At 52.1% G+C, this 17257-nt stretch carries 16 protein-coding genes; 8 read left to right on the top strand and 8 right to left on the bottom strand.

Features of this window, described 5'->3' with window-relative positions; all coding sequences use genetic code 11:
* Positions 1–148: 148 nt before the first annotated feature.
* Both SH668x_RS02160 and SH668x_RS02155 read left to right on the top strand, forming a co-directional pair.
* Positions 149–865, top strand: coding sequence for a 3-keto-disaccharide hydrolase (locus tag SH668x_RS02160; RefSeq protein ID WP_437187056.1), 717 nt, complete (start codon positions 149–151; stop codon positions 863–865).
* A gap of 29 nt (positions 866–894) precedes the next feature.
* Positions 895–1503: a SixA phosphatase family protein gene (locus tag SH668x_RS02155; protein ID WP_437187055.1), complete on the top strand. Its 609-nt coding sequence runs from the start codon at positions 895–897 to the stop codon at positions 1501–1503.
* Between the two features lie 113 nt (positions 1504–1616).
* Here the strand turns inward: SH668x_RS02155 and SH668x_RS02150 are convergent, their stop codons facing one another.
* The gene (locus tag SH668x_RS02150; protein ID WP_437187054.1) at positions 1617–3140 is read right to left on the bottom strand and encodes a hypothetical protein; all 1524 of its coding nucleotides are present in this window, start codon (positions 3138–3140) and stop codon (positions 1617–1619) included.
* Between the two features lie 33 nt (positions 3141–3173).
* Entirely contained in the window at positions 3174–3629 is a 456-nt protein-coding gene (locus SH668x_RS02145) for a 3-hydroxyacyl-ACP dehydratase FabZ family protein (RefSeq protein WP_437187053.1), read from the bottom strand.
* Positions 3630–3991: 362 nt separating this feature from the next.
* Here SH668x_RS02145 and glgB point away from each other — a divergent pair, with 362 nt between their 5' ends.
* Complete coding sequence (gene glgB, locus SH668x_RS02140; protein ID WP_437187052.1) at positions 3992–5959, top strand: 1,4-alpha-glucan branching protein GlgB; 1968 nt, start codon at positions 3992–3994, stop codon at positions 5957–5959.
* Between the two features lie 82 nt (positions 5960–6041).
* Here the strand turns inward: glgB and SH668x_RS02135 are convergent, their stop codons facing one another.
* Positions 6042–6446, bottom strand: a complete 405-nt coding sequence (locus SH668x_RS02135; protein WP_437185516.1) for a transposase — start codon at positions 6444–6446, stop codon at positions 6042–6044.
* The gene (locus SH668x_RS02130; protein ID WP_437185515.1) at positions 6446–6841 is read right to left on the bottom strand and encodes a transposase; all 396 of its coding nucleotides are present in this window, start codon (positions 6839–6841) and stop codon (positions 6446–6448) included. Before SH668x_RS02130 ends, SH668x_RS02135 begins: the two co-directional genes overlap by 1 nt.
* A gap of 195 nt (positions 6842–7036) precedes the next feature.
* Here SH668x_RS02130 and SH668x_RS02125 point away from each other — a divergent pair, with 195 nt between their 5' ends.
* Both SH668x_RS02125 and SH668x_RS02120 read left to right on the top strand, forming a co-directional pair.
* Positions 7037–7840: a polyphosphate kinase 2 family protein gene (locus SH668x_RS02125; protein ID WP_437187051.1), complete on the top strand. Its 804-nt coding sequence runs from the start codon at positions 7037–7039 to the stop codon at positions 7838–7840.
* A gap of 352 nt (positions 7841–8192) precedes the next feature.
* Positions 8193–9764: an Ig-like domain repeat protein gene (locus SH668x_RS02120; protein WP_437187050.1), complete on the top strand. Its 1572-nt coding sequence runs from the start codon at positions 8193–8195 to the stop codon at positions 9762–9764.
* Positions 9765–9785: 21 nt separating this feature from the next.
* Here the strand turns inward: SH668x_RS02120 and SH668x_RS02115 are convergent, their stop codons facing one another.
* From SH668x_RS02115 to SH668x_RS02105, 3 genes are all read right to left on the bottom strand, one after another.
* Positions 9786–10604, bottom strand: a complete 819-nt coding sequence (locus SH668x_RS02115; RefSeq protein WP_437187049.1) for a TIM barrel protein — start codon at positions 10602–10604, stop codon at positions 9786–9788.
* Positions 10605–10666: 62 nt separating this feature from the next.
* Positions 10667–11293 carry a carboxymuconolactone decarboxylase family protein gene (locus tag SH668x_RS02110; protein ID WP_437187048.1) on the bottom strand — a complete coding sequence of 209 codons (627 nt, stop codon included), beginning with the start codon at positions 11291–11293 and terminating at the stop codon, positions 10667–10669.
* Positions 11294–11396: 103 nt separating this feature from the next.
* Positions 11397–11939 (bottom strand): peroxiredoxin, encoded by a 543-nt coding sequence (locus SH668x_RS02105; RefSeq protein WP_437187047.1) that lies wholly within the window; start codon positions 11937–11939, stop codon positions 11397–11399.
* Positions 11940–12125: 186 nt separating this feature from the next.
* Here SH668x_RS02105 and SH668x_RS02100 point away from each other — a divergent pair, with 186 nt between their 5' ends.
* The 3 genes from SH668x_RS02100 (at position 12126) to SH668x_RS02090 (ending at position 16161) form a co-directional block, all read left to right on the top strand.
* Positions 12126–13232 carry an FAD:protein FMN transferase gene (locus SH668x_RS02100; RefSeq protein WP_437187046.1) on the top strand — a complete coding sequence of 369 codons (1107 nt, stop codon included), beginning with the start codon at positions 12126–12128 and terminating at the stop codon, positions 13230–13232.
* A gap of 107 nt (positions 13233–13339) precedes the next feature.
* Positions 13340–14710, top strand: coding sequence for a DoxX family protein (locus SH668x_RS02095; protein WP_437187045.1), 1371 nt, complete (start codon positions 13340–13342; stop codon positions 14708–14710).
* Between the two features lie 152 nt (positions 14711–14862).
* The gene (locus SH668x_RS02090) at positions 14863–16161 is read left to right on the top strand and encodes a sulfatase family protein (protein ID WP_437187044.1); all 1299 of its coding nucleotides are present in this window, start codon (positions 14863–14865) and stop codon (positions 16159–16161) included.
* 101 nt (positions 16162–16262) lie between these two features.
* Here the strand turns inward: SH668x_RS02090 and SH668x_RS02085 are convergent, their stop codons facing one another.
* Positions 16263–17237, bottom strand: a complete 975-nt coding sequence (locus SH668x_RS02085; RefSeq protein WP_437187043.1) for an aldo/keto reductase — start codon at positions 17235–17237, stop codon at positions 16263–16265.
* Between the last annotated feature and the right edge of the window lie 20 nt (positions 17238–17257).

The following is a 17257-nucleotide window of genomic DNA, read 5'->3' as shown; positions in this document are numbered from 1 at the left end:
GGCGAGTTCTTTGTGTACCGTGATTTCTTTTGCTGGATTCGCTGAATCGATTGACTTGTTCTGATATCATTTTGTTGATTGTGAACAGAACTCGCGCGAGTTCCATCGATCGATTTCATTTCCCACCTTCATAAAAACGAGGACTCGAATGAACTGCATTCGCAGATCATGCAATTTGTTCAGCCAGGCACTGGCTTTGACGCTGCTTTGCAGTCTTATCTCGACTGCCCGTGCTGAGGATGGCTATCAAGACCTTTTCAACGGTCAAGATCTGACTGGTTGGGACGGGAATCCGGAACAATGGTCCGTGCAAGATGGAATTCTGACCGGCGTCTCAGATGGGACGATGAAGTACAATCAGTTTCTGATCTGGACCGGTGGCGAACTGAATGATTTCGAACTGAAAATCGAATTTCGTTTTGAAGGCGACAACAATTCCGGAGTTCAATATCGTTCCAAGCGTCTGAACGATCAAGGTGATTGGGTTGTTGGCGGATATCAGGCAGACCTGCACCCAGCGGCCAGTTACACAGCGATGCTCTATGAAGAGCGCGGACGCGGAATTATTGCTGAGCGTGGCCAGAAGGTTGTCATCGATCAGTCCGGAAATAAGACTGTTGAAGCTCTTCCCGGTAAGTTTGATCCAGTCGATCTCTCACAATGGCATGAATTGGTGATCACCGCCAAGGGAACTCACATTACACACGCACTCGACGGAGCCGTCACGATTGATCTGGACGATGCACAGGTCCCCGGCAACAGTGCTGAAGGCGTTCTCGCCATTCAGTTGCATGCAGGTCCTCCATCCAAAGTTCAGATTCGTAGCGTTCGCTTGAAGAGTTTGAAACCAGCTGTTGCTGAGTAGTTTGTTTTGAGATTGAATTGGCCCGATGAATGTCTGCGCTGTCGCAGAATTCATTCGGGCCGTTTTGCTTTTTACCACATGTTTCTGTCGTCAAGACAAATCCAATTGCCCATCGGGAAGAGGCGTTGATGTCAGGCGTCGAGAGTCAACACGGACAGGGCCAACTCTTGTTGATGCGGCATGCGAAGTCCTGCTGGGACAATCCAGATTTGGATGACCATGATCGACCGCTCAACGAGCGTGGTCGCACTGCGGCAATGAAGATGAGTCGATTGTTGAAGCGACGCTACCAACACCGGCTGAGCATCATCTCTTCGTCCGCTCTTCGAGCGTTTCAGACTGCAACGATCATCGCTGCTGAATGTGAGGTCGCATCGATTGAGGCTCGCCCGGAACTTTATCACGCGGACGTTGCTATCTGGCGGCGTTTCCTGTCGACGCTGCAGTTACATCAAACGACGATCGTGATTGGTCATAATCCGGGGTTAGAAGAACTTCTTCAGGTCGTCTCTCAAGTTCCCATACGAATGCCGACAGGTGCGATTGCCGTCTGCGAACTCAGTGTGGAGGCGAAATCCTGTGAGTTGGAATTCCTCCGCCACATCGACACATGGCGACCCAAAGAGATGGCGGATTGAGGAAGTAAAAAAAGGCTGCCAATTTCGGTATGAAATCGACAGCCTTTTTATTTTGCGTGTTGTTCAACCATCGACGGTCCGAGGGAAGTCAATCGAAGACGACCCACACGGACCTATTCGACTTGCGGAGGAACTGAGCCGTAGCTCCAGGGAGAATCTTGAAAAGGAGGCGGTGCTGGTCGGCTGGGAACTGCACCCGGAGTGAATTGCTTTGCTAATTCCACCGAGACATCAACGATCTGCTGCCCGGCGTTCACCTCCAGATTACTGTAGGAAGTCAGGCGGGTTTCGTAGCCGCCGCCTCGCTCACCGAATGCAGCGGGAGTGGGAACGTAGCCAACGCAACCATTCGCCAGAGAGACTGGGAACGTATAACGAAACGGGCTTCCCTTTTTGATTTCCAGTCCGAGTTCACAAAAGAACTCAGCTGGGTCGCTGACGAGTAGTACGGGGCCAACCTGAATCGCCTGAACTTCGACTTCAGCCTCAGGTTCCTTACGAAGAATTGCGTCGAGCAACACTGTTTCTTTGGCAAACGTCCATTCAGCATGACCGACCGCCTGTTGAGACTGCTTCGCCAACTCAATCGCTTTTTTCAGTCGAATTTCGCTTGGCTTGCGGCGTGGAATGGTCCAGGTTTTAGACCGATAAGCGAGCGGGGTCAGGTCGCCGGGTTCTGTCTGGAAGAGAACCTTGACCGCTTCTGCCCCGATCGAACCTCCGACGAGTTTCGCCCACTGTTCAGGTTTCGGGGAGACCTCTTTGGCGCGGTTGTCGACCTGCGTAACGTCTCCGGATGCTCCTGCAAGAAAGACAACAATGACTTGTTGTCCAAACACTCCGCGCAAAACCTGTTCGATGTAGTACGGGTAACTCGCGGAAGTTCCTCCGGGACTGGTTGTCGCGTGGCAGGAAAAGTTCACGACACAGGAGGTCAGTTGGCCTTCTTCATTCCACGAGCCGATGACTCCCACTTCTGGATCAATTGGTCCTGCCGGCTCAATGATTCCGGGATTTCCAACTCCCGGGTGGGTAAAAGCGATTCCGCTCTGCATGAAAAATCGGCGATTGAAGGAGACTTTGTCTTCATGGCCTGAACCGACGCTGCATTTGCTGGGAACGGCTTTCGTGTTTGCTTCAACGACCGCATCGACCGTCTGATTTTCCACGCGCTTCACGTATTTTGGATCTGCATTTGTGGAATGTTCGTAGGCCAGTGATTTTACGAAATCGGATTCGCCATCAAAATCACCGGGCAAGAAGATGGCCAGCGGCCCTGAGGAATGTGAATGAGTTGCGTGAATCATCACCGCTTCTCCGGGAATTCCGGTCTCGGCTTCAATTCTTTTGCGCATCGAAAGAACTGTGTCTCTCCGAATGGCAATCGCGTCAATGCTCACGATGACGACTCGTTTGTTCTCGTCTGCAAAAACGACCGCGCGCACCTTGCAGGGGTCATGGAGCGTCCGGTGGTAGGACTTTCCGTACCCGCCCGGCTCTTCCATTCCGATCTCAGGTGTGATGTCCCGCTCTGCTGCTCCCGATTTGAAGACAGGAGCATCTTGCGCCTTCAGGCAGTCGGATTGACCGATGCCGACGAGGATCAACGACAAAATCATCAGACTTCGCAGCAACATGATTCGACGCCTTTTGGTGGGCTTTTTTGAACGTCAGTTTGAGGGATCAGCAAGTGCACAGGCGAATTCCAGACGGACGGTCACCTGCTTGTCGACGGAGACCTTCGCTTTCAGGAAGTAAGCGTTGGCGACCTTCTCGGTCAGCTCAACTTCAATGTCGATTGTTTGTCCGGGCGTCACCATCTTGCGGAATTGGACCTGATTCAGACGGGTGACAACCGGGACCTGTCCCGGAGCAGGCGGGAATCTCGATGCGATCAACACCGCACCTGCCTGGAATGCAGCTTCACACTGTAAAACACCCGGCAGAACGGGAAATGCAGGGTAATGTCCTTGGAAAACATCCAGTGTTGGCTCAATGAGCTTGCGAGCCTTTAATGAGGACTCATGCAGTTCGACGACTTCGTCCAACCAAAGAAAGGGGGGACGGTGCGGAATCAACTCCTGAATTTGCTGCTTGTCTAACGAGGTCGGAGTGTGCTCTGTCATGAGTAAGACTGATCTTGATGAATGGCTCGAAAATCGACACATCGATATCTCGCAAAATCTAAGCGAAACCGGATGCATCGTACAATTGCACCGCTCGCGGATACAACCTGCACCGTTCACGCCGATTGCGATTTCGATTCGTTGAGAAATCGAACAAAAATGGGATTCCGCATCAGAGTTTGAACGTCTAAAGTGGAAACGAGAAGGGAGGATCAGCTTGATTGAACCCCTTCTTTTTATGGCCAGAATAGCGACTTCATCGTCAATATGTGGCCTCAGAGTGGGCTTGCGAATTTTAAGAATGCGGTTTGATCGGCGTTCGCAATGATCGTCGAAGTCGATCATTCCGTAATGAGGCTTGAATGCGGCAGACGTCTGGTCAACCGACCACTGTGTCCCTCGAAACGCAGCGTATTTCAATGAGGAGCGGAATGAACTGCACTGCACATGAATGGATGGGAGCTCATTTCATCAACGATGGAACGAAGCTCGGGACACGTTTCGCCGTCTGGGCCCCCAATGCCCGGGAAGTATGCGTCATTAATGATAGCAATTATTGGACGCATGGTGCGTTTTACCTGAATTCCAGCCCGGAAGGGGTCTGGACAGGATTCATTTCCGGAGTTCGTCCCGGAGAAACGTATAAATACAGCATCCGCACCGCGACAGGAGAAATTCTCCAGAAAGCGGATCCCTATGCCTTTTACGCTGAAAATCCGCCATCGACCGCGTCAATCGTTTTCGACCTGAATGGTCACCAATGGCGCGATCAGAAGTGGATCGAAGAGCGACAAAGAACGAACTGGTTCGAGAAGCCAGTCCAGATCTATGAAGTCCACTTGGGTTCATGGCGTCGTCCGACTGATGGCCGACGTTATTTCTCATACATCGAGCTTGCCGATCAGTTGATCGAGTACTGCAAGAGACTCGGGTTCACGCATCTGCAGCTAATGCCAATCACGGAATACCCTTTTGATGGTTCGTGGGGGTATCAGTCGACGGGCTATTTCGCTGCCACGTCCCGTTACGGAAATCCTCACGATTTTATGGAGTTCGTTGATCGATGCCATGAAGCTGGCATTGGCGTCTTGCTCGACTGGGTTCCGGGGCATTTCCCCAATGATGCCCACGGTCTTGCGAACTTCGATGGCACCGCGCTCTACGAACACGCAGACCCCCGCCAAGGATTTCACCCGGACTGGAACACCTGCATCTTCAATTACGGACGATTCGAAGTCCGTAATTTCCTGTTGTCGAGTGCCCGGTTCTGGTGCGATAAATTTCACGTCGATGGAATCCGCGTTGATGCTGTCGCGTCGATGCTTTACCTGGACTACTCGCGATCTTCAGGTCAGTGGATCCCGAACACATTCGGCGGACGAGAGAATCTTGAAGCGATCCAGTTTCTTAAAGATATGAACACAATGCTGCACGGAGAATTCCCCGGAATTCTGACGATCGCAGAAGAATCGACAGCATGGCCAGGTGTCTCGCGTCCGGTCTACGACGGGGGACTCGGGTTTACCATGAAATGGGACATGGGATGGATGAACGATACGTTGCGCTATTTGCGGCACGAAGCGGTTCATCGTAAACATCATCAGAATGAACTGTCGTTTCGCTCCGTCTACGCGTTCACGGAGAATTTCGTTCTTCCGCTTTCACACGATGAAGTGGTTCACGGGAAAAAGTCTCTTCTGTCGCAAATGCCGGGCGATTTGTGGCAGATGTTTGCAAACCTGCGACTGCTCCTCGGATATCAGGCGACCACTCCCGGAAAGTCTCTCCTCTTCATGGGGGGAGAACTTGGACAATGGACCGAATGGAACCATGATGGTCAGCTGGACTGGGCTCTGCAATCCGCGGACAACCATGCGGGCATCCAGCGGTATGTCAAAGATTTGAATGAGCTGGTCGTCAACCATCCTGCGTTGCATGAACTCGATTGTTCGCCTGAAGGATTCTCCTGGATTCAGGCCGACGATTCCTCTAATTCCGTCTATGCGTTTTGCCGCTATTCAAAAGAACAGAAAGAGAAGCTGATCGTAGCGGTCAACATGACCCCTGTTCCACGGAATGGGTATGGAATCGGGGTTCCGGATTCTGGGACTTATAAAGAGATCTTCAACAGCGATGCCTGGATGTATGGCGGTACCGACGTCGGCACTGGTGGCGGAGCAGAGACCCAAGCGGTTGGAATGCACGGCCACGAACAGTCGATCGTAATTACATTGCCGCCACTCGGGATTTCTATCTTCCAGCTACAAACTGGAGCCGACGAAGTTCAGAGCACCTCGGAACCGATCACGTTGAAGTTGAAGACGAACTGACTCTCACTCCAGAGCATGCGTCACACTGCGTCGCGGATCCGATGCCGTTGCGGCGAGCCTCCTTAGAGCCGGCGGACAAAACTTAATCGGCGTTGAGGAATCGCCAGGTGATCAGTGAGTTAGCGATGTCATGAAACGCCTGAAAGATCTCTTCCCGCCTGTCCCAGCGAATCCGGATTCGACGGAACTGCTTGAGCCAGGCGATCGTCCGTTCAACGGGCCAGCGGCTGCCGCCTAGAGAAGAGGCCTGTCGCGTTCCGCGCTTGGGGATGTGCGTTTCAATCCCGGCCACGGCGAGAAGATCACGGGTGGTCTGGCAGTCGTAGCCCTTGTCCGCGATCACGCTACGGGGACGGTCCAGTGGCCGTCCTCGCTTGCCACCAATCTTGGGAAACTTCAGAAACACCAGCGGGAGAAGTTGTCTCAGATCAGGGACATTGGCAGCAGTGAGCGTGTTGGCCAATGGAATCCCGTTGTGAGTGGTCATCAGGTGCGACTTGCTGCCGCAGCGGCCGCGGTCTGTCGGATTCGGGCCGATTTTTGTCCTCCCAGCGGGGACTTAATCAACCCAGCATCGATGAGCACGTCGGCCAGTTCTAGGCGACCAGCGGCGTTGAGCTGCGTGAGGAGGTGGCGATGAATGTCTTGCAGGACTCCCAGATCGATCCATTGGCGAAGCCGCCGGTAGCAGGTCTTGTAAGAACAGCCCAGCTCCAGTGGCAGGTCTTCCCAGGCGATCCCAGTCTTGAGCACAAACAGAACGCAGGTGAAGACGGTGCGGTTCTCCGCAGGAGGTCGGCCCCCTTTGGGAGAGAACTCGTAGGTTGGGAAGAACGATTCGATCTCGTTCCACAAATCATCACTGAGCAATTGGCCAGCCATGTCGGTTCCTCCATGAACAGAAAAACCAGACCTTCCCACAATCCTCAAAACGTGCCAAGATCAGTTTTGTCCGAACGCTCTAAGCGGAAAAGTGACCGTTTGCACTTTAGATTCATCTGATTCTACATTCGATCAGGCGCTCGATTGAGGGCTGCTTCTCGTGACGTTTCCCGTTAACAAGTTTAAGGTCCACTTATGGTCAAGTTGCATCAGGTGACCCCGGGAAGTTCAGTGGACATCACGGAAATCTCCACCAGTGGAAAAGACTTCCATGAAGACCGTGATCAGGCGGAACGGGAATTCAGTCAGTTTCAACTCGAAATTAGCGAGTTGCAAACCAAATTGTACGCTGAAGGACGCCAACGGCTGTTGATTATTCTGCAAGCGATGGACGGCGGCGGGAAAGATGGAACCACTCGAAGCGTATTCAAAGAGGTCAATCCACAGGGGATGAAGATTGTCTCCTTCAAAGAACCTTCGAAGGAAGAACTCGCTCACGATTTTCTCTGGCGGATCCACAAGGAAGTTCCGGGCAACGGAATGATCGGGCTATTCAATCGTTCTCATTACGAGGATGTTCTCGTTGTTCGCGTGGACAAACTCGTCCCGAAGAACATTTGGGAAGAGAGGTACGAGCTCATCAATAACTTCGAAAAGCACCTCGTCAACACGGGGACGCACGTTCTCAAATTCTTCTTGCACATTTCGTTCAAAGACCAACGCAAAACATTTCAGGAACGCTTGCAGGACCCCGCCAAGCACTGGAAGTTTAATATCAGCGACATTGAAAAACGCAAACAATGGCCTGAATACATGCAGGCGTACAGCGATGCAATTTCCCGTTGTTCCACAACACATGCGCCGTGGTACATCATTCCGAGCGATCAGAACTGGTATCGAAACTGGGCGGTCGCAAATGTCATTGCAGCGACTCTCAGGGAAATGAATCCACAGTTTCCGCCGCTTCCTCCAGAGTACGCAAGTCTCAAGGTTGAATAGAACCTGACGGCATCCCCGCCTCCGCTGTATGCTTCGTGACTGGAATATCTTTCCCAGTCTACGGGACTGTAACTACGACGTCTGAAACTGTCCTTGAAGCCGCTTTAGGCGGTTCGGTCGGCACATTCAGATGAAGTTGCAGAATGCGCATCGTCGATAGCAAGAATCGACGAGCCGGAATCGCCTCACAGGTGGTTCGGCAGATCCTGCCGGTTTGCCGAGATTATACGGCGTGATAAATACCGTCTGAAGATTCAGGAGAGATTGGAACTCTTCGACCCGAGAATCGTTCCCGATTTCGCACTGGAACAAGTTGCCAAGAGCGAATTCACGCATCTCCGTTGAGACTGAAATGCATCACAAATCCCAATCAATACATCTGAAGCCCTCTTTGCTCTCTTCGATGAAGCAGATGAGTTGCTGCTGTTTCGCGTTGATGATGGTGATTTTCGCCGTGAATGAGGTTCAGGCAGAGCAGATCTATTCGAAGTCCCGACGTTTCCGGATTCCATTCCAGTTCGACTCAGCTGAATTGAATCGCCTTGGGACACGTGAAGTTCAGCTGTTTGTTTCGCGTGATGGCGGGAATCAATGGAAGATGAGCGACAGTGTCTCTCCCGAGACAAGTAAGTTCACCTTCGAAGCGAATGACGATGGAGTTTATCTGTTCTCCGTTAAGACTGTCTCCGCAAGTGGATTACTCTATCCTGCTGGTCCACACCAAGCTGGTCTGGAAATTCTCGTCGATAGCACTCCCCCGCAGTTTGAAATGTCTCTCACCGAAGTGGAACCGGGACGAGTCAAGTTGAGCTGGGAAGCCAACGACACTTATCTCGACAGCAACTCCTTGAAGCTCGAATACTCCGAACAAAATACAGACGTCTGGAAAGTGGTCGCCATTCGTCCACAAAGTCAGGGACAGACAACCTGGACGAGTTCTCAGGCAGGAAAGCTGACAGTCCGAGGGAGTGTTGCAGACCTCGCGGGAAACATTACGGAAGCATCGACTTCCTGTGACATCGCAGGAGTCCCAAAGCGGACTGACAAACCAGACTATGGACGGCCAGTCGCTGCTGCACCGAAGGAAGTGCGACCGGCGCCACAAGAGCAAATGGAGCTTCGAACTAAGATTGAGTCTGCACCTCGTCCGATCTCGATCACTCCTAAGCTGACTGCAGCCTCAGCGAATGAACCCGCGATCACTTTGGATGCTTCGGTCAACTCAGCGCCGCTGCCCAGTAAAACAGCCGACGCTGTCGCCTCGCGGAAAACCTCATTTGCAGGTAACGGAGTGCATCTGGTTAACTCCAATACATTCCGGATTGGTTACAGTCTGGATGGAATCGGTCCATCCGGAGTGAAACAAGTTGACCTCTTCATCACAGAAGACAACGGTGCACAATGGTATCACTATGGACAGGACTCGGATCGGACTTCTCCTGTCGAGATCACCGTTCCGCGTGATGGCGAATATGGCTTATCTTTCCGGGTCACAAATGGACTCGGAAAAGTCGGAATTCCACCTCAGCCCAATGAATTCCCTGAAGTACGCGTTATCGTCGATCGGACAGCTCCAGTCGGAGTACTTCACCCACTGCAGCCCGGAGATGATCCCTCTCTGAATAACGTTCGAATCAGCTGGGAAGCGAAAGATCCAGATCTGGTCGATCAACCAATTTCCCTTTACTTTTCGTATGCAGCCACTGGGCCTTGGGAATTGATCAAGTCTGATTTGCCCAATACTCAGTTTCATGACTGGTCAATTCCGCAAAACGTGGACCAGCCATTCTACGTTCGTATGGACATTCGAGATCGAGCAGGGAACTCGACACGTGTCTACACGGCAGAACCCTTTGTGGTTGACCAATCGGTCCCCAAAGCACGCATTACTGAAGTCGAGTCATTGAATTCCGCGACCCGTTAAAACGTCAAGTTTCGGGTCGTATCAGACCTGAAAATACTTGCGGTATGATTCCATCGTTTTGGTTGCTGCTGTCAAGGAGTCAGGCCAGGCAAACGCTTCAGCAGACGCGTAGCCTTGATAGTCGATCTCCTTCAATGCTGTGACGACGGCAGAGAAATCGATGTGCCCTCCACCCGCTGGGCGTCGATTCGAGTCGACAAAATGGAGATGACCAATGTACTCGCCTCCATCGTGAATTCCCTGCGAGAGCGAAATCTCTTCAATGTTCATGTGGAAGAGATCCGCGAGCAGTACCACGTTCTGGACTTGGCTATCCCGTAGCAGACTTGCTCCCTGGCTTTGAGTCACACACAGGTTTGTTTCGTAGCGATTGAGCGGTTCGTAAATGAGAGGAACGCTATATTGCTGCGCCAGTTCCCCGAGCTCACTCAATGCTTCCGCGAGATACTTGAGGGCTGTCGATCGGTTCACGTCCGCAGTCCATCTCCCCTGCATGGACCCGATGATGGCTGGGGCTCCAAACTCGCCACCAAAACGAATCATTCCTTTGACGAAATCGATCGCTTCTTTTCGCCGGGCTGCGTCGCTGTCGGTTAGGCTCAGCTGATGAATCAGCATTCCGGCCCCGGTTCCGACAGCGGCTACCTTCTGTCCACTTGCTCTCAACATTGACGTCAGAGACTGAACCGGAACGGCCTCTGGTCCTGGAAGAAACAGCTCAACAGCGTGATAGCCAAGTTGACTTGCCTGCTCGATTGAGCCTTGCAAATCGTCTTTGAAAACAAACGGCCCGCTGCGAGCCTGTTCCACCAGACTGATTGTGACAGCCGAAGAAATCATTGAACACCTGAATCAAAATAGCCCGAGGTTCTGTTTCTCAAGTGTTAATATTGTCCTCGAAATCAGCTTGAAGCGGAATTGAGAAACTGTGCGCCAACATACATCGTGGCTGCACATTGAATCGCTTCCAGAATTTGTTCGCTTGTGATGCCCAGTTCTCTGGCCTTGGTAACGTGCCCGCTGGTACATGGTTTACAGGCGTTGAGGTCGCTGATGACGATATCGATCAACTCCACGAGTTTGCTGTCGAGTGATGTTCCAGCGAACGTCGAAGCGCGAAGTCCGACTCCCATCCCTTCAAAGAGTGCAGATCCGCTCAGGTCGCGGAATTTGAAGAACGTGTTGTACATATAGTTCGTGGCACTGACCGCGAGAATCTCGGCAATCTGTTCTTCTGTGAATCCCAGTTGCTGACATCGCTGATCAAAGTAGTCAAGCCAAGCTCCACACTTTGCGTGGGCAGACACAACCAGCCCGACTGCGGCCTTTGTTTTGGCATCGAGGTGACCGTCTGTGAACACGAACTTTTTGAAGTTCATGTAGAAGTCTTTCAGGAACGGTGCCACATTTCCGTAAACCAGAAAAGGAGCTGGAATCGGATTGTCCCCAAAAAGTTCCTGCACGCGCTCGTACTGCTGTGCGACATTCTCTGGAGCACCATCAACAGGAACTGGAAGAAGTCGAGCCATGATCACCCTCAACGACATTTGGAGATTTGGAATATTCAAAAAAATAGCGACAGACAGAGAGGTCTGCCGCTATTCTCAATTCGAACTGAGTACTCAACCTGAATTAGTTGAGAGTAGATTCGCCTGACTTCCAGTTACAAGGACAGAGCTTGTCTGTCTGAAGAGCGTCCAGAACGCGCAGAACTTCGTCAACGTTACGCCCCACGCTCAGGTCGTGGATAGCAACCCAGCGAACAGTTCCGGTTGGATCAATCAGGAAAATTCCGCGGTAAGCAATCCCTGCGTCTTCCTTGAGAACGCCGTAATCTCGTGACAGCTTGTGAGTCGTGTCAGCAAGCATCAGATACTTCAGCTTTGCGAGATCTGCATGAGAGTCACACCAGCCCTTGTGTGAAAAGGCGCTGTCGGTGCTCGCTGTGAGAACAACGCAATCGCGATCGGTGAATTCGTCAAGTTTTTCGTTGAATGCAACGATTTCAGTTGGACACACAAATGTGAAATCCAGTGGGTAGAAGAACAGGCAGACCCACTTGCCCTGGAAATCCTCAAGGCCGACCTGTCGGAACTGATCGTCAGTTCCATCTTTCGTACGATCGTAAGCCTGAACTGAAAAATGCGGAGCTGCCTGGCCGACTTGTGCGCTCATAGAGCTATTCCCTTATATTGATATTGCGGTCAATCTGCTGAAATCAAGTTGTTGTACAGCAGTATAGACAGCAGTAGAGCGAGTTCAAGGAAAGGTTTACTTTGTGTAGAGTGAGGCAATCTCGCGAAATGCAAATTTCCACAACTCCTTCTGTGGTAGAATTAAACGCAGGTTCCACTGGACGTTATGGCCGCACAACCGGAATCAAATCGACGTGATTTTCTCACGGGAAAAGCAGGCCAGAGAGCATTGCGGCACCGTGCTGATGAGGTTGTTGATGCCATTCTTGGCGAGGAAGAGATTCGAGTCTCTCCTAAAGGTGCTGACACGATCCGGTTGGAAACTCGTGCGATGGCCTGTCAATGGGCTGTTGTGATGAACCCGGGGGCTCCGCGCCAGGTCATGGTCGCGTCGGATGCATTGGATTTCGTCCATGAGGCGGAAGACTTCATGACGGTCTATCGGGATTCCAGTGAAACTTCCCAGTTAAATCGAAGCGCAGCCAAGTCAGCACAGCCCGTCTCGGAAGCACTTTTCAAACTCCTTAAAATGTGTGAGGAATTGTGGAAATCCACCGAGGGGGCCTTCGATCCTGCGACGGGATCGCTGATTCAGCTTTGGAGATCTGCCCGGCAATCCGGGAGAATTCCTGAACAATCGGAGATTGATTCAGCACTCGCACTGAGTGGATTTCAACACGTCGTCATTGATGACGTGGCACAAACGGTTCGTTTCGACACGGACGGAGTGCTGTTGGACTTTGGAGCCATTGGTAAAGGGTACGCCGTCGATCTCGCTGCTCGCCACCTTCTGAGTGAAGACGTTGTGGATTATATCGTCCATGGGGGGCATAGTAGTCTCTATGCCCGAGGAAACCACGGCGGGCATGATGGGTGGCCGATCGGGATCAAGAATCCACTTCTGATCGAAAAAAGTTACGCGACAGTGCTTTTGCGAGATCAGGGGATGGCAACGAGCGGGTCAAATGTGCAATTTTTTCGTCATAATGGACGTCGATTCGGGCACATTCTCTCGCCATTTCACGGTTGGCCTGAGCAAGAGCTTCTGTCGGTCACCGTACTTGCCCCAAATGCCGGTATGGCGGATGCATTGTCGACTGCATTCTATGTGATGGGACTCGACACAGCGTTACGGTATTGCGATGATCATCCAGAAGTAGGAGCAATTTTAGTCCCACCTCCTGCGGATGGTCGAACGTTGCAGCCGATCATCCGAAATTTGCCTCAGAATCAATTGTTCTTCGAGCACACGCCGCCGGAGCGGACCACCTGATGCAATGCAGGTTGTCCTCCAACAGCTCGATTGCATTGTTCGCCTTCCGTTGTTTCCTACTCGCTGTTGCAACGCCCTGTTGAAAATGAACTGTTGAGGATCAGCGAGTGAAAGATCTGCATCGCGTCTCTGTTATCGCCATCGTCCTGATCGTTTTGTTGCGAGTTTCTATCGGCTGGCAGTTTCTCTACGAAGGTCTCTGGAAACAGCAAACACTGACGACTCCAACGCCTTGGACTTCAGAAGGCTATCTGAAGAACGCTCAAGGACCGATGCGTGATTACTTCCGGTCGATGACTGGTGATCCCGATGATCTGAAGTGGCTAGATTATGCTGCGATGAGTGAGAAGTGGTACGCATGGCGTGACGCTTTTGCGAAACACTACAAGCTGGACGAAAAGCAGCTGAAGATCCTCAATCTGGAAATCGACGGTTCTGAGGAAGCAGACTCGGCTCCGAATGAGCTGCCCCCAACACGTCACCTGTCGCAGTCCCTCAAGGCTCTTCCTGCATCCGTTGATCTGAAAAAGCTTCCAATCTCTGTGACGTACGACGCGGGATCACAGCAGCTGATCGCGACCCAACCGATCCTGCCGAGCGAAGAAACGGCCGTTCTCTCGATGGTTGACGTTGTTCGTAACCCGGATCGGAGCTTTGGGAAGCGAACTGATAACTCATCCAAGCCAGAAGGTACCGAATTGGAATTCTATCAGGCGGTGGAGCGACTCGTCGTTCTGTCCCGAGAACTCTCCTACCGCCACAAGCTTGCAGCAGCCCTGCGAGGTAACCCAGCGAATACCGGTGTCACTTGGGCAAAGAATGAGAAAGGGACCTATGACATCGTCATGGGAACCGTTCAGGCGAGTGTCGCTGGCGAAGAAAAGAACAATGTCCAGTACGGTAAGATTCAGGAATACAAAGACCTCGTTGACGACTACAACCGCTCAATGAAGAAGGCCAAGCTGGATTACCAGTACGACCACGCGAACATGCTTGGGAAAAAGCTCGCGATCTTACGAGCAGAACTTGTTGGTCCCATTCGATCGCTCGATGCTTCACTTCGGCAATCTGGAATCAATCTCCTCACTCCAGAGCAACTTAAGATCGGCGTGATGCCAGCACTCGATTCGCCTCTCGCCCGCTCTGATAAGCAAGTGATGTGGGGACTGATTGTCCTCGGTGTCATGTTGATCATCGGCTTGGGAACACGCGTTGCCGCTGTGCTGGGAGCGGTCATGTTGATGATGTTCTATATGGTGATGCCACCTTGGCCCGGCATTCCGGTGGTTCCCGGGCCAGAACACGCATTGATCGTTAATAAGAATATGATCGAAGCGATTGCGTTGATCGCGATTGCCTCTCTTCCTACAGGAGCGTGGTTCGGAGTGGATGCGCTGTTTTACAACCTGTTCCGTCGATTCCAAGCCAAGTCGAAAGCAGCACCTGCAACCGCAACGCCCACGTTGACGAAAAAGTAACCCACCGTGATCTTCAAGCCTCCTCCGCTCCAAACCGGAAGAGGCTTTTTTGTTGTCCCCTCATGTCAGGATCTCCTTTGATGCTAACGAGCACTGGATCCATGCGGATTGTTTTTTGCTTATTCGCCCTGCTGTTTTCATGTTCGTACTCGATGGCAGGTGAACCGCTAAACATCCTCGTTCTTTACGCGGACGATTGGCGACATGACACGCTTGCGTGCGCGGGAAACCCAGTGGTGAAGACTCCGCATCTGGATGCCCTTGCCCATCAGGGGATTCATTTCACTCATAACAACGTGACGACCTCGATTTGCGGGGTCAGTCGGGCTTCCCTCCTGACGGGACAATGGATGTCTCGCCACGGCAACCGGGCCTTTGATGAATTCAAGACCCCCTGGGCGGAGACCTACCCTGCCCTGCTTCAAGCTGGGGGTTACTTTACTGGACACGTCGGGAAGTGGCACAACGGTTCGTTTCCTTCGGAACGCTTCAACTTCTCTCGAAAGACGGGAGGGGGGCACTGGATTAAAGAGGCTGACGGAACGCTCATCCACATGACGAAGAAAAACGAACGAGACGCGCTCGAATTCTTCGAAGAGCTTCCTGAAGGCAAAGCGTTTTGTCTGACCGTTGCCTTTAATGGTGTCCATGCTGTCGATGAAGATCCACGGCAGTATCTTCCGCAGCCAGAAAGCATGGAACTTTATCAGGACGACGTCATTCCGACACCGAAAACAGGTGGGGATGAGTACTTCAACCGACTCCCTCCCTTCATTGCCAATGAGCAGAACGAAGGACGCAATCGCTGGCATTGGCGATTCGACACTCCTGAAAAATATCAGGAGTACATGAAGAACTATTACCGACTGGTGACCGAGGTTGATGCAACCTGTGGAGCGATTCTGAAAGAGTTGGATCGACGCGGACTCGCGGAGAATACACTCGTCATCTTCACCACGGACAATGGTTACTTCCACGGTGAACACGGGTTGGCAGACAAGTGGTATCCATACGAGGAGAGCATTCGGGTTCCCCTCATTATTCGCGATCCACGTTCAGCGGACGATCAGAGAAATTCCAAGAACGACCATCTCACTTTGAACGTGGACGTCGCTCCGACAATTCTGAATGCCGCTCAAGTCGCTGCGCCATCATCGATGCAAGGACGAGACATTTCCCCGTTGTACCTCAACGCGGAGGAATCGAACTGGAGAACAGATTTCCTTTACGAACACGGGACGATTAACAGGAAAGAGTTCATCCCCTCGTCTGAAGCTGTTGTCAGTAAAAGCTGGAAGTACATTTACTGGCCGGAATTCGATTACGAGGAGCTCTTCGATCTTCGGGCCGACCCACTTGAAGAGCGAAACATCGCGGGGGATCCGCAATATTCAGATGAGCTAATGAAGCTCAAAACTCGCTTGGAAAAACTGAAGCGGGAAGCGGAATAAGTCGCAATTCGGTGTCCGTAAGTTTTCGGCAGTTTCGATGTACTCGGGCGATGTTTCGGCTCTTGTTCCTCAGGTCGACATCGTCCTTCGCCGACATCGACTTAGTTTGTGACCGCCGCTCTGGAATTGACGACACCACGGGCTTGGATCTCCTGCCGAATCAGCTCAAGTTGGTCAGGACCGAGCGTCACCCGCATTGCCTGAGCGGTTTCCAGGATTTGTTCCGATCGTTTCGCTCCGCAGAGTGCTGCAGTGATTCCCGGTTGTTGAATCGTCCATGCGATGACGAGTTGCGAAATGGTGATTCCGGCTGCGGATGCAATTTCACGCAGTCGGTCGACGAAGTCGTGGGTTTTGTTCCATTCTTCCCCTTGAAAAATGGGGTACTTGGCACGTCCATCTTTCGGATCCCAGACATGATCCCGTTTCAGCTTGCCTGCGAGAAAGCCCTTCATCAATGGCCAGTAAACCATTGCTGAGACACCGTGAGCTCGGCACCAAGGGAGTCGATCTACTTCGATTTCACGCTGCAACATGTTGTAGTGTGGTTGATCAGCGTCAATCGGGCAGACAGAGTGAAATGCTTCGTACATCTCGATTCTGTCGAAATTAGAAACTCCAACCGCCCGTATTTTTCCCTGCTCTTTCAATTTGAGAATGGCAGATGCGGACTCTTCGATCGGAACGGCGGGATCAGGTGCGTGGAGGTAGTACAGGTCGATGTAATCGGTTTTGAGACGCTTTAGGCTCGTCTCGCATTCTTTGACGATGGTTTCCGGGCGAGCGTCCCGGGCCTGTTTCCGATCCGGTCCCCAATGCAGTCCACATTTGGAGGCAATCACAAGTTGCGATCGCACATTACCCAGTGCTTTGGCAATCAGGCGTTCACTTTCACCTTCATAACCGTACACATAAGCGGTGTCGAAGAAATTGACGCCGGAGTCGAAGGCGGCCTGCAAAGTGGCCAAACTATTTTCTTCAGTGACATCGACGCTCGTCACGCCCGCGATTGGCCAGCAGCCCATCGCGACCGGTGTCACCCGAAGATCGGACGTTCCAATCTGCCGCAACGTCATGGAAACTCCAATCCTCAATG

The sequence above is a fragment of the Planctomicrobium mucosum genome (genome assembly GCF_051466335.1).
Lineage (GTDB): Bacteria > Planctomycetota > Planctomycetia > Planctomycetales > Planctomycetaceae > Planctomicrobium.
The sequence above is the reverse complement of the archived record's forward strand: the minus strand, read 5'-3'. Positions and strand labels throughout refer to the sequence as shown.

Bases quoted from the DNA above. Each gene is read 5' to 3' on its own strand.
- SH668x_RS02085 (WP_437187043.1), bottom strand. From the start codon at position 17,237: ATGACGTTGCGGCAGATTGGAACGTCCGATCTTCGGGTGACACCGGTC.
- SH668x_RS02155 (WP_437187055.1), top strand. From the start codon at position 895: ATGTCTGCGCTGTCGCAGAATTCATTCGGGCCGTTTTGCTTTTTACCA.
- SH668x_RS02145 (WP_437187053.1), bottom strand. From the start codon at position 3,629: ATGACAGAGCACACTCCGACCTCGTTAGACAAGCAGCAAATTCAGGAG.
- SH668x_RS02120 (WP_437187050.1), top strand. From the start codon at position 8,193: ATGCATCACAAATCCCAATCAATACATCTGAAGCCCTCTTTGCTCTCT.
- SH668x_RS02090 (WP_437187044.1), top strand. From the start codon at position 14,863: ATGGCAGGTGAACCGCTAAACATCCTCGTTCTTTACGCGGACGATTGG.
- SH668x_RS02160 (WP_437187056.1), top strand. From the start codon at position 149: ATGAACTGCATTCGCAGATCATGCAATTTGTTCAGCCAGGCACTGGCT.
- SH668x_RS02100 (WP_437187046.1), top strand. From the start codon at position 12,126: ATGGCCGCACAACCGGAATCAAATCGACGTGATTTTCTCACGGGAAAA.
- glgB (WP_437187052.1), top strand. From the start codon at position 3,992: ATGCGGCAGACGTCTGGTCAACCGACCACTGTGTCCCTCGAAACGCAG.
- SH668x_RS02110 (WP_437187048.1), bottom strand. From the start codon at position 11,293: ATGGCTCGACTTCTTCCAGTTCCTGTTGATGGTGCTCCAGAGAATGTC.
- SH668x_RS02125 (WP_437187051.1), top strand. From the start codon at position 7,037: ATGGTCAAGTTGCATCAGGTGACCCCGGGAAGTTCAGTGGACATCACG.
- SH668x_RS02130 (WP_437185515.1), bottom strand. From the start codon at position 6,841: ATGGCTGGCCAATTGCTCAGTGATGATTTGTGGAACGAGATCGAATCG.
- SH668x_RS02135 (WP_437185516.1), bottom strand. From the start codon at position 6,446: ATGACCACTCACAACGGGATTCCATTGGCCAACACGCTCACTGCTGCC.
- SH668x_RS02115 (WP_437187049.1), bottom strand. From the start codon at position 10,604: ATGATTTCTTCGGCTGTCACAATCAGTCTGGTGGAACAGGCTCGCAGC.
- SH668x_RS02105 (WP_437187047.1), bottom strand. From the start codon at position 11,939: ATGAGCGCACAAGTCGGCCAGGCAGCTCCGCATTTTTCAGTTCAGGCT.
- SH668x_RS02150 (WP_437187054.1), bottom strand. From the start codon at position 3,140: ATGTTGCTGCGAAGTCTGATGATTTTGTCGTTGATCCTCGTCGGCATC.